Origin of the sequence: Dongia sp. (assembly GCF_041910485.1) — a bacterium.
Taxonomy (GTDB): Bacteria; Pseudomonadota; Alphaproteobacteria; order Dongiales; family Dongiaceae; genus Dongia.
In genome coordinates this window covers 44,076-59,546 of sequence record NZ_JAYRQR010000009.1, presented here as the reverse complement: position 1 = coordinate 59,546, position 15,471 = coordinate 44,076, and the positions used below count along the sequence as shown (strand labels likewise).

The following is a 15,471-nucleotide window of genomic DNA, read 5'->3' as shown; positions in this document are numbered from 1 at the left end:
CAGGTCGTATGGGCGGCAATGACGGGCCGCCCGGCCGCTTGAGCGCCCGGCATTGTCCTGCCCGGGCTGGCGCAGGGACCGGCCTTATCCCAACCGGTCAGGGACGGCACTTGCCCCAGGTGCCGCGCGGAGGATCGCGTGTCCGTGGCGATCCGCAGGGAGTCGCGTGTCCATGGCGACCCGCAGGGAACGTGTTTGGCCGCCCAACCGTCCAGGCGGGACCGCGTCACCCGTTGCGGCCGGGGAGCCCTGTGTATCGCCACCGGCTATAGGCGGGGGCACCTGAGGCACCCCAAGAATCCGGCCTCCCTCACCCCGCGCGGACAAGCCTGTCCGACGGCAGAAAGCCGGCCAACCCGAGCGATTGCCGATGACCGGATCCAGGCCAAAGGCGGTAACAGCGCGCTAAGTTGGAATAGTAGCAAATTCCTAGGTGAGAGTCAAGAACAAAATAGGAACCATTTAAATCTGTGGCCACGGCCGGGCTGATCCCAAGTCAGGATGTCGGGGCTCACTCTCCGGATACCCGAAATCATCTCTTAGTGTCTCGATGAGGTTTAGGCAGCGGGACGCGACATCCCCGACCTCACTGAGCGCCGTCATTTCGAATAGTTTGCGGCGCAACTCGGTTACGGCAATGGGCACTGCATAAAAGGTACCGACCCAGTCTTCTGAAGGCACATGCTTGGTAACGATGCGCTCAACTGTTCGCCTTCCGATAAACGATCGCCCATGCTTCCTCACAGATTCCAGACCAACTAGCAACAGCAGGCCTTCTGCATCTGGATTTTCCGCCACAGCTTGCGCCAGCATGGAATGGCCCGACGAAATGGGCTCCGTCTTGAGCAAATCATAAACATGCATGCGCAATTGTGGATACCGCTCGATCCATTCACCTACTTGTCGAGCAATGTGCCATTCATCGGTCGTTCGCCAATCAATAGCGCCCTGTGCACTTAGATCGATAAATTTGGTCATCGCAGATAAGGTACCGCGCTTCAGCACGGCTTCACGCCAGTGACGGCTTGCGTAGAAGCTCGGGGCTTCCTCAGCGAGCCTGAAAAGGACATTCTCAGCTTCACCAGAAGGTGCCTCAGCGAAGAGACCCAAAGCGTGCTCTAAGAACTGAGGTGTCCTGAACTGTTCGGGCAAATTCAATATTATAGGCAGCGAGTCTCCTGGAGCATTCACAAACGGGAGCAGTTGTAACCAGTCTCTAAGCGCATAGCCATTTCCGTCTGCTAGTATCCATGGATGCTCTCTAGCGCGCTCGAACACTTCAGCTATACCCGCGGCAACAATGCTAATGTCTACTTCTTCTCCAGAAAGCACGAGAGCGAGGACCAGCGCTGGCCGTGATCGCCATCCAGCCAAAGCCATAAGTTCCTGAATCGTAGATCTACGCTCGCCATGTGGGAGACGTGCGCCAACAATTCCAAGTTCTATCGCGAGGTTCTTTTGATCTGCGGAAGACTCGTCGACCAGCAGTTTATCGATCGCACCGAAAATCGCCTCCGCCTGCTCAGACGTCGCTGTAGGTTGACTCGCGCGCGCCAAACGACGCTCCGCTACGCTTGAGAAATTCGGGCCAATTCTTCGCCTTTCGTCATCCTTCGATCCATTCTGTTCTTCCCATTGGACACTAAGCACGATAGCAGCCGCTTTGCCAAAATCTTTGTCGAGAAGATACTCCTTCGCCAGCGTACTTGTCTGAGGCGACCTTATGGCTAGGAATGCGCTCTTGTAAGCTTCACTATGTGATATCCGGGCTTCATCAGTGGCTCTGCCCGGTTGCCAACCATTTGCGTTGGCTTCAATGCGAAATGCCTCTACGCGCCGCAGATCCTCATCCAGGAGTCGCTTAAGCAATGGCAATAGAGATGGAGACGGGGCGTGAGCTATCAGTCTGGCAATGGAGGCTATATGCCACCGGGTCGCAGCATCGCCCGAGGCTAGCATTCGCTCCCCCCATTGGAGCGCCAGCAATCCGATTTGGCCCTGCTCCTTTGGGCCAAACGACCTTACTTGGTCTCTCATACTTTCGGTTCCACGACCAAGTAGTCCAGCCAACTCAGAAGCGTCATTGCTATCCGCTGCGTCTGCAAATGCTTGTACCGCGGCAAGCAAGCTCGCAGCAGGTGTATGCCCAATACGCTCGCGAAGATCGTAGTAGCGCTCGCTTGCAGCCTGATTGTACTTCCGACCAGGCCCGTGCAATCGCCTCCCAACTTCAAGGTACTCTTTGATCAGCCGCCCCACTCCAACCGGCCCAAGAACTGACGCTGCTGCCTCTGCACGCTCGCTGTGCGTTGATTCCTCCGTGAGCGCAATCCCTATCAGCACTTCATCGTCTATCGCGAGACGCGCAGCCGCCAAAATACCATCTGCACCATAAGGTAAAATGCTGCCTTCATACACGCGTTTCAGGAGGCCTTCAGCGACAGCGGGAAGATAGCGGCGACTTAGATCATTGAAGACACCCCGATAGTCACCATTGGTTCGGTCAATTTCCATGCTCGAAACTATCGACAGAATCTTGGCACTCGCGTCATCTTCGACCGTTCCAAACGCAATAGACCGTAACTGCTGAAAATCTGAAACGCCCGCTTCACGCTGCCGAGCCCTAGCAGCCTTCAAGGCTGCTTGTATGCCTTCATCTGCGATATCATCGATTGCCCCATTCGCCGCAAGTAGATCAAAAGTCCTCTCGTCTGCATTGTTGAGTACTTCCAAGATATGCCGATCGGCTTGGCGAAATGCTAACGCCTTCACAGCATCTGCCTTGACCTGTGAGTCAACTTCTTCCTTTGCAACTGCAGTTGCAAGATCGAGACCTTCGATGCCACCTTGTGACGCGATCTCACCAAGGACGTCACCTCTGGTTTCCGACTCCAGCTCGGCGATAAGCTTAGCCGCATCTCGGCCAAGAATAGATGGGCGAAAGCGACCACCCGCTCGGAGTGCTTGGAGGCGAACTTGTTTGTCCTTGTGGGTAATCAACGGCCATAGGAGGTTGAAAAACTCTGGCCGGCCGGATGTAATCATGAATCTTAGCGCCCGATCGGCCTTACCAGGTTTGTGCCATTTATTGATTCGCCTCTGAATTTCAGCGCTGATTGCAACCCAAACCGCATCGGTGCAACGGAAAATCATTTCTGCAGCGAGAATTGGATCAACATCGAACGCGCAAAGGATAGCTCCGGCGCATGCCTTCTGCTGTGGTGAGTCGCCAAGCCCTAGGCGCTCTACCGCAAATAATACCGCTTCTTCCCACGACCGGTTGTCAAAAATGTCTGCCTTCAATTTTTCGCGGGACGCCACCTCGTCAATTGCTTTCATCATATAGCTTTCAACGTGATGCGAAGCGTACCACTCTTGAAATTGCTGGTGCTGAAAGGAATACCCTTGCGATTCACTGGATCGTATCAAAACGTGATTGCTGACGAGCGCATCAAGGATACCGCTGGGATCGCAGCTCTCGATCTGCCCGTCCGCGATTAGTTCCTTGGCAGCGGCTGATATTATTCTTCGGGCGTCCCCATCAGAAATGGTCGTATTCCCAGTCGTGACGGCAAAAACAGCGAGTTCGGCAAGATACTTAGACTCAACCCCGTGCAATGCCGATCGAAGTGCTTCAGCATTCCGCGTGTCCGTTTCATGGGCACCCACGAAACGTCGCAATACTTCTTCTTTGGTTGCGGGAAACGAAGCCTCTTCAGGAAGAGCTAGCAACACCGTGAGATACAGGGGAATGGTAACGAGATCACGCACACCAGGAGTACGCCACGCCTGCTCCAGTATCGTACGACCTGAAGCGCCGCGCACTGCTGTGGCAATCTCCATCTGTTGCCTTCGATCCAATGGCAGCAATTCGACACGCACGCCTACGAAGGGAACATCGAGCCCTTGTTTGCGCGTAGATACAATGAGCCCCAACTCGGGCAACTCAGCTTTGAGTGTACTGATCTGTACCGCTGCACGTTTGCGTCCAGCGCTGTCCAACTCGTTCCAGCCATCGAGCAACAGCACAACACCTGACTGCGCCGCGACGATGCGAAAGTCATCTTCTGAGAGGCCGCGCAAAGCCGGGCGCTTCAGGATAGCATCCAGGAGCGTCAAATTTCCTGTCGCCCAATCGCCGAGCGAGACGAAAAGGGGAATGCCACTTCCGCTCGCCAACATGCCCTCAGCGATTTGAAAGAGCGTGGTGGTTTTCCCCATTCCCGGTGGAGCAACGAGAATCAGATCGTCGAGCGATATTACCGCGTTCGCGAGCGCGCTGGTGCTGGCCGGCTCACTGAATTCCTTTACGCTTAGTGAGAGCTCAACTGACGTAGAAGGCCATTTCGTTGTGCGCCGCAGCACTTCAAGATCAGCCGTCGCCGCCGCGGTCAGCCGAGTTGTGATCTCACTGGGCGATGCGAGCCCCGGCCTATACGGAACTTCGTGGTTAAGTAAGCGGCGCAAGGAATCCTTGTGCGCTAGCGCTTGCCATTCCCGAAGACGTTCGGCAGTGAATTCAGAGTCTTTCGAATCGATAGCTGTGCCGTGATCACGACACATCCAAATTCCGTTTTTTGGGGAACGCCGCTCTTCGGGCGTCATGGTTGGATCGTAGCGCGGCCCTCCAGGTGCTGCTGCACAAATGTGCGCAGCCGTACCAATATTGATTACACTTTGACCGTCCGACGTTGACCCGACTGTCTCCTTGCGGCACGACGGATATGAACATCGCCAGCCAGCCTGCTTTGCGATTTGATCCTTTGTCTTCGAAGTGAAGTCGTCCCTGTTCTTATTCTTAACCATCAGACTCGACGCTCAAGAATTATCGCTCTCTGGTAGCATAACTTTTGAATTGACGCGAGAAATGCAGTCGGCGGACGCGTCTAATCTGAGACCTTTCAATTGCCGTAAGCAGCCCGGAATGACGGCGGACGGGCGTAGGCATACGCCGATGGACCGTCTCCCTTTCCGCGGAGGTGACAATGCGCGTTGCCGAGATCCTCGTGCTGCCGCTCCGCCTCAAACTCGGCGAGTGCACGATTGGCGGGGCGTCGTTGACCTAACTGCGGATGGCGCCTTCGCGGACCTCGCCCAGCGCCGATCCCAACTCACTGAAGAGAGGGGATCGGCCGCGAGGGGCGTGCGCTTTACGCGCGGATGAAGGCGAGGAGGTCGGCGTTGATCGTGTCGGGTTCGGTCGTCGCCATGCCGTGCGGGAAGCCGGGATAGACTTTGAGGGTGCCGTTCTTCAGCAGCTTGATGGCGAGAAGAGCTGAATCCGCGATCGGCACGATCTGATCGTCATCGCCGTGCATCACCAGGGTCGGCACGGTGATGATCTTGAGATCGTCGGTGAAGTCGGTCTCGGAAAAGGCCTTGATGCCGTCGAGATGGGCCTTGGCACCGCCCATCATGCCCTGGCGCCACCAGTTCCAGACGATGCCGTCGGACTTCTTCGCGTTCGGCCGGTTGTAGCCATAGAAAGGACCCGCCGCGACATCGAGATAGAATTGCGCGCGATTGTCGGAGAGGCTTTTGCGGAAACCGTCGAACACCTCTATCGGCAAGCCGCCGGGATTGGCCGGGGTCTTCAGCATGAGCGGCGGCACCGCGCCGATCATCACCAGCTTGGCGACGCGGCCTTGCTGTTGACCGTGGCGTGCCACGTAATGCGCCGCCTCGCCGCCGCCGGTCGAATGGCCGATATGGACCGCGTTCTTGAGGTCGAGGTGCTGCACGACGGCGGCGATGTCGGCCGCGTAATGATCCATGTCGTGGCCGTCCCAGACCTGTGACGAGCGGCCGTGGCCGCGCCGGTCGTGGGCGATGACGCGGTAGCCCTGCTTTACGAAGAAGAGCAGCTGCGCGTCCCAATCGTCGCTGCTGAGCGGCCAGCCGTGATGGAAGACGAGGGGCTGCGCGTCCTTGGGGCCCCAATCCTTGAAGAAGATCTCGACGCCGTCCTTTGTGGTGACGAAGCTCATGGCCGGAATATCCTTTCTTGGAGTGGGGCAAAGAAGCCGCTAACCCACACAATATTAAGGGGAATTTCGCGGCAACACAGGTTTGGATTAGCTGGAAGCGGCGGCAGATGCCACCTCTTTTGTAGGATAATTCGGTGATGGGCTTTGCGGCGATGAACCTCACGCGGAAACTTGCACCATTACGACATTGCCGGGTGCGGCGCCGATGTGCAGAGTGCGGCGGGGTTTGGAGCAAACAGCGTATTCTGGGCGTGCATCTTGGCGACATCCGAGGGACGAAGCGGCGAATTGGCGGCGACCGGGCCGGAGGTCATTGGGCCGGAAGTAGTTGGGCCGCTGGATACGCCACAGGATTCGGGTGCGCCGTCGCAGCGTGGCCCCTTGCCGGGGATCGCCTGCCTGGTGGGCGGGGCGGCCGTCTTTTCACTGCAGGATGTCGTCATCAAATTGATGAGCGGCGGCGGCTATCCGCTTTCCGAAGTGCTGACCATGCGCGGAATCGTGGCCTGCGTGCCGCTCGCCTTCCTGCTGCATTTCGGCGGCGGCGGATTGACGGCGGTCTTTTCACCGCGCTGGAAGCGCCTGACTTTCCGCGCCTTGCTGCTGCTGGTTTCCTACACCACCTATTATCTCGCCATCGCCAATCTGCCGCTGGCGGTGGCGGTGGCACTTTTCTTCGCCGCCCCGCTTTTCATCGTGCTGCTCTCCGGGCCGATGCTGGGGGAAAAGGTGCGCCCCGCGCAGGTGGCGGCGGTCATCGTCGGTTTCGTGGGCGTGCTGGTCATCTGCTTCGGGCCGAGCCTGCTGGAGAGCAATGGTGAAAGCGGGAGCGCCGTCGACAGCCTGCTGAAGCCCGCGGCCCTTCTCGCCCTCGCCTCGCCGCTGTTCTATGGGCTGGCCTCGGTGATGGCGCGGCAGCTGGCGGACCAGGAAAGCGGCGCCGTGATGGCGAGCTATCAGAACCTCGTCTTCCTGGCCGGCGCAGTTGTCACTGCCATTCTCACCAATCTCGGCACCGATTTGTCGAGCGGCTTCTCGGACAAGAGCCTTGTCTTCCTATTGCGGCCCTGGATCATGCCGGGGACGCTCGATTTCCTGATGATCGCCTCGACCGGGCTCATCGGCGCCTGCGGCTCGTTCCTGCTGACGCAGGCCTATCGTCTGGCCGCCGCCAGCGTGGTGACCCCGTTCGAATATGTGTCGATCCTCTATGGGACCTTGTTCGGCTGGTGGTTGTGGAACGAAGTGCCGCACCCCACCACCTTCGCCGGCATCGCGCTCATCATCGGCGCGGGGCTCTATGTGCTGCGGGGCCAGGACGGGCATTGAAGGTTCGCTTGATCGGCTTCAATACCGGCTCTATGTTCGCTGGCGAAAACCTGAACCAGCTTCAAGTTTAGAACCATGATCATTGCCGCGCTGCTCCAGCGCAAATTGGCCGTGCTCGGCCTTGCCATCATTGCCGTCTTCGTCCTGGCGGCGGTCTTCGCGCCCTTCATCGCTCCCTTTCCGCCGGAACAGCAATTCTTCGAAGGGCTGACCCTGGAAGGGGCGCCGCTGCCACCCAATGCGCAATTCTGGCTGGGAACTGATCTGCTGGGGCGCGATCTCCTCTCGCGGCTCATCTATGGCGCGCGGGCGACGCTGCTGGTCGGCGTGGTGGCGAACGGTGTGGCACTCGCCATCGGCGCCCTCATCGGCGTCACCGCCGGTTATATGCGCGGCTGGGTCGCCAATCTTCTGATGGGCTTTACCGATTTGATGATGGCCTTCCCCGTGCTGCTGCTCGCCATTCTGCTGGCGGCCCTCACCAGCCCGGGCCTGTGGAAGGTGGCACTCGTCATCGCCATGGTGAGCTGGGTGCAGGTGGCGCGCGTGGTCTATACCGAGACCATCTCGCTTTCGGAGCGCGAATATGTGCAGGCAGTGCGCTCGGTCGGCGCCTCGACGCCGCGCATCCTCATCCGCCATATCCTGCCGCATCTGCTGCCGACCCTCATTGTCTGGGGAACGCTGGGCATCGCCACCACCTCGCTGTTCGAGGCGGTTCTTTCCTATCTCGGCGTCGGCGTGCAGCCACCGACCCCGAGCTGGGGCAACATGGCCAACGAGAACCAGACCTATTTCGAAAGCGCCCCCTGGCTGGTCTTCTTCCCCAGCCTCGGCATCGCCATGCTGGCGCTGTCCTTCAACCTGATCGGCGACGCTTTGCGCGATATCCTCGACCCCACCTTGCGGGGGCGGCACTGATGACGGCCTATATCCTCCGGCGCCTCCTCCGTGCAGCACTCATCCTCGTCGGTGTCAGCATCATCACCTATCTGCTGCTGTTCCTGCTGCCCGCCGATCCGGCGCGGCAGGTGGCGGGCCGCACGGCGAGCGTTGCCCAGGTCGAGCAGGTGCGCCAGCAATTGGGCCTAGACCGGCCGGTCTGGGAACAATATGGACGCTATGTGGCGCGGCTGGCGACCGGCGATCTGGGGCGCTCCTATGTGCAAAGGAGCCAGGTTTCGGAACTGATCGGTGCGCGGCTCCCCGCCACGCTGCTATTGATGGTGGGCGCGATCTGCGCCGAACTCGTGATCGGCCTTACCCTTGGCACCTTCGCCGCCTTCCGCCGCAACACGCGGACCGACCAGGCGATGATGCTGGGTGCCTTCGTCTTCGTCTCGACGCCGCAATTTTTCCTGGGCTATCTGCTGCTCTTCATCTTCGCCGTGGGCCTCGGCTGGTTCCCGATCGGCGGTTACGGCACGTGGCAGCAATTGGTCCTCCCCTCGCTGACGCTGGGCCTCATCGGCGCCGGCTGGTATGCGCGCATGATGCGCTCCTCCATCATCGAGGTGTTGCGGCAGGATTATGTGCGCACGGCGCGGGCCAAGGGCTTGGCACGCGCGCGCATCGTCGCCGTGCATATCGTCCCCAACGCGCTGCTGCCGATCCTTGCCATGATCGGGCTCGATATCGGCGCCTTCATGGGCGGCATCGTGGTGGTGGAATCGGTTTTCGGCTGGCCGGGCATCGGGCAGCTGACCTGGCAGGCGATCCAGCAGATCGATATCCCGATCATCATGGGCGTGACGCTGGTCTCGGCCTGTGCCATCGTCATCGGCAATCTACTGGCGGATCTGGTGGCGCCGCTGATCGACCCCCGAATTCGGCTTAAGTGAAAAATTCGTTTCCCTTGGACAGGAGGATCTGATGAACCGTTTGCTCGCATCCGCATCGATCGTCGCTTTGCTGGCACTGGGTGCCTGCGGCGAGGAGAAGAAGGAAGAAGCCGCCGCCGGCAACGAGACGGCCACAACCGCGACGACCGAAGCAGCGCCCGCCGCCAGCAACACGGCGACGACGGAAGTCGCTGCCCCGGCCGACAGCGGACCGAAGCAAGGCGGCACGATGATTGTCACCTTCAAGGACGATCTCCCCACACTCGACCCTGCCATCGGTTACGATTGGAAGAACTGGTCGGTGATCAAGAGCGTGTTCGACGGCCTGCTCGACTATAAGCCCGGCACCACCGAGATCGTGCCGGACCTCGCCGAGAGTTTCGAAACCTCGGCGGACGGGCTCACCTATACGTTCAAGCTGCGCCACGGCGTCAAATTCCATAACGGCCGCGAGATGAAGGCCGCCGATGTGAAGTACAGCCTGGAGCGCATGATCAACCCGGCGACGCAGAGCCCGGGTGCGGGCTATTACGCGGGCATCAAGGGCTTTGCCGAATTCCAGGGCGGGTCCGCGAAGGAAGTTGCCGGCATCACGACGCCCGACGATTACACGGTGAAGATCGAGCTGACGGCGCCCGACGCCACCATGCTGCATCTGATGGCGCTCAACTTCTCGTTCGTCGTGCCGCAGGAAGAGGTTGAGAAGGCCGGCGCCGATTTCGGCAAGAAGCCCGTGGGCACCGGCGCCTTCAAGGTGACGGAATGGACGTCGGGCCAGAAGATCGTGCTGGAGCGCAATGCCGATTATTACAAGGCCGGCATCCCGCATCTCGACAAGATCACCTTCGAGATCGGCCAGGAGCCGGTCGTCGCGTTGCTGCGCCTGCAGAAGGGCGAGATCGACATTGCCGGCGACGGCATTCCCCCGGCGAAGTTCACCGAGATGATGAACGATCCGGCATCGAAGGATCTCGTCATCACCGCCGACCAGCTCCATACCGGCTATGTGGCGATGAACGTCAACATCCCGCCCTTCGACAAGCCGGCGGTGCGCCAGGCGGTCAACATGGCGATCAACAAGGAGCGCATCGTCCAGCTCATCAACAACCGCGCGGTGCCGGCCAACCAGCCGCTGCCGCCCGCCATGCCGGGCTATGACCCGTCCTATAAGGGCTATGCCTTCGACGTCGAGGGCGCCAAGGCGAAGATGAAGGAAGCGGGCCTGGAGGGCGGCGTCGAGACCGACCTTTACGTCATGAACACCGACCCGCAGCCGCGCATCGCCCAGGCCATCCAGCAGGATCTCAGCGCCATCGGCATCAAGGCCAATCTCAAGAGCCTGGACATGGGCACCGTCATTGCCGCCGGCGGCAAGAAGGACGGGGCGCCGATGATCTGGTCCGGCGGCATGGCCTGGATCGCGGACTTCCCCGATCCTTCCAACTTCTACACCGCGATCCTGGGCTGCGGCGGCGCCGTCGACGGCGGCTGGAACTGGTCCTGGTACTGCAACGAGGCGCTCGACAAGCGTGCCGCGGAAGCCAATGCCATGACCGACCCGGCGAAAAGCGCCGAGCGCGCCACCGCCTGGGGCAAGATCTTCACCGATCTGATGACCGACGCCCCCTGGGCGCCGATCTTCAACGAGAAGGCCTATGTGGTGCATGCCAAGCGCGTGCAGGGACCCAATGGCGTGTTCGCCGACCCGATCCACATCCCGGTGAACTATGACGAGGTCTATGCGACGGACGGCAAATAAGCTGCCGGCGCGAGGTGGCGGAGCGGAGGGACGCCGTTCCGCCACCTAGACTTTCCGACACACGTCCCGCAACGACACCATCAGCCTGATATCGGATCCATCATGAACAGATTCTTGAGCACCGTCTCGATTGCGGCCCTTCTCGTCCTCGGCGCCTGTGGCGAGGAGAAGAAGGAAGAAGCCGCTGCCAATCAATCGGCCACTGCCACGACTGCCAGCAGCGAGGCGGCTCCTGCCCCGGCCGCCGCCTCAGGCCCCAAGGTCGGCGGCGAATACACGGTGGTCTTCAAGGACGATCTCGATTCGATGGACCCGGCCATCGGCTATACGTTCCAGAGCTGGTCGCCGATCCGCGCCGTGTTCGACGGATTGATGGATTACAAGCCCGGCACCACCGAACTGGTCCCCGATCTCGCCGAGAGCTTCGAGATTTCGCCGGACGGCCTCACCTACACGTTCAAGCTCCATGACGGGGTGAAGTTCCATAACGGCCGCGCCATGACGTCTGCCGACGTCAAATATTCGATCGAGCGCGTGGTCGACCCGAAGACGCAGAGCCCGGGTGCCGGCTATTTCGCCAGCATCAAGGGCTATCAGGATTTTGCCGACGGCAAGGCCAAGGACATCGCTGGCATCACCACGCCGGACGACAAGACCGTGAAGTTCGAGCTCTCGGCGCCGAACGCCACCATGCTCGCTGTGTTCGGTCTCAATTTCGGCATGGTCGTGCCGAAGGAGGAGGTCGAAAAATACGGGCCCGACTTCACCCACCATGTCGTCGGCACTGGCGCCTACAAGCTCGCCGAATACACGCCGGGCCAGCGCATCGTGCTCGACCGCTTTGCCGACAATTTCAACAAGTCGGAAGGCTTTGCCGACAAAATCACCATCCAGTTCGGCATCGAGCCGGTGGTGCAGGTCCTCAAAGTCCAGAACAATGAGGCCGACATCACGGGCGACATCTTCCCGCCGGCAAAGTTCCTGGAAGTCTCCAAGGATGAAAAGCTCAAAGACCGCTTCATCACGGCCGACCAGCTCAACACCAACTATCTCGCCATGAATCTCAACCTCAAGCCCTTCGACAAGGTCGAGGTGCGGCAGGCGGTCAACATGGCGATCGACAAGGAACGGCTGGCGAAGATCCTCAACGACCGAGCGACGCCGGCCAATCAGGTGCTGCCGCCGGCGATGGGCGGCTATGACCCCAGCTATCAGGGTTATCCGCACGATATCGAGAAGGCGAAGGAATTGCTGAAGGCCGCGGGCGTCGGCGAGGGCTTTTCGACCGAGCTTTATTTCCAGAATGCCGATCCGTGGCCGCGCATGGGCCAGGCAATCCAGCAGGATCTCGCTGCCATCGGCATCAAGGTCGAACTGAAAGGGCTCGACCTCGCGACCTCGGTCGGGGTGAGCTCGAAGCCGGACGGCGCGCCGATGAGCCTTACCGAATGGTATGCCGACTTCCCCGATCCTTCCAACTTCTACACCGCGATCCTGGGCTGCGCCGGGGCGATCGAGGGCGGCTATAACTGGTCCTTCTATTGCAACAAGGATATCGACGCCCGCGCCGCCGCCGCCGATGCGATCACCGATCCAGCGAAGGCCCAGGAACGGCTTGATACCTGGAAGGGCATCTATGCCGACATCATGAAGGATGCGCCGTGGGTGCCGCTGGTCAATGCGCGCCGCTATGCGCTGAAGTCCGAGAAGATCGACGGCGATGCCAGCTACTTCAAGGACATCATCACCCAGCCCTTCCCCTATGACGCGGTCTGGGTGAAGCAGTAAGCAAGGGAGCAGGTCATGAGCGGTTCGCACATCCATGCGGGTCACACGATCCACAAGCATCACCATCATCACGGTTGGGACAACAGCCTGAAGCCGGTCCTGACCGTGGCGCCGGGTGCGGTGATAGATCTGGAGACGATCGATTCATCGGGCGGACAGATCAACCCGGATTGGACCGTCGCCGATATGGGCAAGCTCGATTTCGGGAAAGTGAACCCGACGACCGGGCCGGTCTATGTCGACGGTGCCGAACCGGGCGATGCGATCAAGATCACGCTCATGGCCTATCGTCCCTCCGGCTGGGGCTGGACGGCGAACATTCCGGGCTTCGGCCTGCTCGCCGACCAATTCAAGGAGCCGGCGCTCCATATCTGGAAATATGACGCGAATGCGCTGGACACAGCCGGTTTCAAGGGCTTGGCCAACGTGCCGCTGAAGCCATTTGCCGGTACGATCGGCCTGGCGCCGGCGGAAGCGGGCCTCCATTCGGTCGTGCCGCCACGCCGCGTCGGCGGCAACATGGACATTCGCGACATGAGCGTCGGCACCGAGCTCTATCTCCCGGTGGAAGTCGCGGGTGGTCTCTTTTCGCTGGGCGACACCCATGCGGCGCAAGGCGATGGCGAGGTCTGCGGCACGGCGATTGAAAGTCCGATGGACGTCACCGTGAAGCTCGACCTGGTGAAGGGGGCGAACCTCAAATTCCCGCGCTTCCGCACGGCAGGGCCGGTCACGAAACATCTCGACGCCAAGGGCTATGATGTGACGACCGGCATCGGCACCGATCTGATGGAAGGCGCCAAGGCGGCGGTCGCCGGCATGGTCGAGCTGCTGTCGAAGCGCCACGGCATCCCGCCCGCCGATGCCTATATGCTGTGCTCGGTCTGCGGCGATTTGCGCATCAGCGAGATCGTCGACATGCCGAACTGGGTCGTGTCGTTCTACTTCCCGCGGGTGGTGCTGGAATAGTTGCAAGCATCATGAGCAGTGGCAAGAAAATCGGCGATGTCATCCTGGACGTGCGCGACCTGTCGGTCGAATTCGCGACGCCGAGCGGTGCCGCCCGGGTCATCGACAGACTGAGCTTCGACCTCCGCGCGGGCGAGACCTTGTGCATCGCCGGTGAATCCGGGTCTGGGAAATCGGTGACGGCCCTGTCGCTGATGGGGCTGCTGCCCAAACCGGGCGGACGCGTGGCGGAAGGATCGGCTCATTTCCTGGGGCGCGACCTGCTGACGCTCACCGACACCGAACTGTCTGATCTGCGCGGCAACGAGATCGCGATGATCTTCCAGGAGCCGATGACGAGCCTCAACCCCGTCATCTCGGTCGGCACGCAATTGACCGAAGGGCTCAGGCGGCATCTGGGCCTTTCCAAGGCGGCCGCGCGCGCCAGGGCACTGGAAGCGCTGGAGGCCGTGCGCATGTCGGAGCCCGCACGGCGCCTGAAGCAGTATCCGCATGAGCTTTCCGGCGGCATGCGCCAGCGCGTGATGATCGCGATGGCGATGGCCTTGAAGCCAAAGATCCTGATCGCCGACGAACCGACGACGGCGCTCGACGTCACCATCCAAGCGCAGATCCTGGAATTGATGGCGACTTTGCAGCGCGAGACCGGCACCGCCATCATCATGATCACCCACGATATGGGGGTCGTCGCCGAAATCGCCGACCGCGTCGTCGTCATGAAAAAGGGCGAGGCGGTCGAACGGGGCGCCACGGAAGCGATCTTCGCACACCAGACGCATCCCTACACCAAGGCACTGCTCGCCGCCGTGCCGAGCTTCAACCAGGGTGCCGCGGCGCCCTTGGCGCCGGACACAAGCCGAGCACAACCGATCATCGAGGTGAAGGACATGATCGTCCGCTTCGATGTGAAGGGTGGCCTGTTGCAGCGCGTGCAGCAGCGGGTTCATGCGGTCGAGAAGATCAGCTTCGACTTGAAGCCGCGCGAGACGCTGGCGCTGGTCGGTGAATCGGGCTGCGGCAAATCGACGACGGGAAAGGCGCTGCTGCACCTGGTCCCGTCGAGCGGTGCCATCCGCATCGAAGGCGAAGCGGAGGGAAAGAAGTCGGCAGCCGAATTGAAGGCCATCCGCCGCCGTGTGCAGATGATCTTCCAGGATCCGCTGGCTTCGCTCGACCCACGCATGAATGTGGGCGATCTGGTGACGGAGCCGCTCCTCATCCACAATATCGGCACGCCCGCCAGCCGCCGCGAGAAAGCTGCGGAACTTTTCCGCCGCGTCGGGTTGACACCGGAGCAGATGACGCGCTTTCCCCACGAATTCTCCGGCGGCCAGCGCCAGCGCATCTGCATCGCACGGGCACTCGCCTTGGGGCCCAAGGCCATCGTCGCCGACGAATGCGTTTCGGCACTCGACGTCTCCATCCAGGCGCAGATCCTGGAACTGATGAAGGAATTGCAGGACGAGTTGGGGGTGGCCTATCTCTTCATCTCGCACGACATGGCCGTGGTGGAACGGATCAGCCACCGCGTCGCCGTGATGCAGCTGGGCCAGATCGTCGAGATGGGACCGACCAAGGCGGTGCTCGGCAACCCGCAGCATCCCTATACGAAGAAGCTCCTCGCCGCCGTGCCGATCCCGGACCCGGCGCGCCGGCATTCCGAGGAATGGCAGCGAGACAGGAAGCGGATCGAGGGTGAAGTGCCGAGCCCCTTCCGCCCGGTCGATTACGAACCGCAATATGTGACCTTCCGCGACCTTGGCGATGGCCATCTGGTCGCCGCCTGACGAAAGAACCG

General features: G+C 60.7%; 9 protein-coding genes. 7 read left to right on the top strand and 2 right to left on the bottom strand.

Annotated elements, in window-relative coordinates; genetic code table 11:
- Positions 1–462 precede the first annotated feature (462 nt).
- Entirely contained in the window at positions 463–4,605 is a 4,143-nt protein-coding gene (locus ACE3PP_RS02460) for an NACHT domain-containing NTPase (RefSeq protein WP_374377591.1), read from the bottom strand.
- Between the two features lie 545 nt (positions 4,606–5,150).
- Positions 5,151–5,987 (bottom strand): alpha/beta fold hydrolase, encoded by an 837-nt coding sequence (locus ACE3PP_RS02455; protein WP_374377590.1) that lies wholly within the window; start codon positions 5,985–5,987, stop codon positions 5,151–5,153.
- Positions 5,988–6,245: 258 nt separating this feature from the next.
- Here ACE3PP_RS02455 and ACE3PP_RS02450 point away from each other — a divergent pair, with 258 nt between their 5' ends.
- The 7 genes from ACE3PP_RS02450 to ACE3PP_RS02420 all read left to right on the top strand — a co-directional run bounded on the left by ACE3PP_RS02450 (position 6,246) and on the right by ACE3PP_RS02420 (position 15,460).
- A complete protein-coding gene (locus tag ACE3PP_RS02450) occupies positions 6,246–7,316 on the top strand; it encodes a DMT family transporter (RefSeq protein WP_374377589.1) in 1,071 nt (356 codons plus the stop codon).
- A 75-nt stretch (positions 7,317–7,391) separates the two neighbouring features.
- Entirely contained in the window at positions 7,392–8,237 is an 846-nt protein-coding gene (locus ACE3PP_RS02445) for an ABC transporter permease (protein ID WP_374377588.1), read from the top strand.
- Complete coding sequence (locus ACE3PP_RS02440; RefSeq protein WP_374377587.1) at positions 8,237–9,157, top strand: ABC transporter permease; 921 nt, start codon at positions 8,237–8,239, stop codon at positions 9,155–9,157. Before ACE3PP_RS02445 ends, ACE3PP_RS02440 begins: the two co-directional genes overlap by 1 nt.
- 31 nt (positions 9,158–9,188) lie before the next feature.
- Positions 9,189–10,916 (top strand): ABC transporter substrate-binding protein, encoded by a 1,728-nt coding sequence (locus ACE3PP_RS02435; RefSeq protein WP_374377586.1) that lies wholly within the window; start codon positions 9,189–9,191, stop codon positions 10,914–10,916.
- 102 nt (positions 10,917–11,018) lie between these two features.
- A complete protein-coding gene (locus tag ACE3PP_RS02430; RefSeq protein ID WP_374377585.1) occupies positions 11,019–12,704 on the top strand; it encodes an ABC transporter substrate-binding protein in 1,686 nt (561 codons plus the stop codon).
- A gap of 15 nt (positions 12,705–12,719) precedes the next feature.
- Positions 12,720–13,673 carry an acetamidase/formamidase family protein gene (locus ACE3PP_RS02425; protein WP_374377584.1) on the top strand — a complete coding sequence of 318 codons (954 nt, stop codon included), beginning with the start codon at positions 12,720–12,722 and terminating at the stop codon, positions 13,671–13,673.
- Positions 13,674–13,684: 11 nt separating this feature from the next.
- Entirely contained in the window at positions 13,685–15,460 is a 1,776-nt protein-coding gene (locus tag ACE3PP_RS02420; RefSeq protein ID WP_374377583.1) for an ABC transporter ATP-binding protein, read from the top strand.
- Positions 15,461–15,471 lie beyond the last annotated feature (11 nt).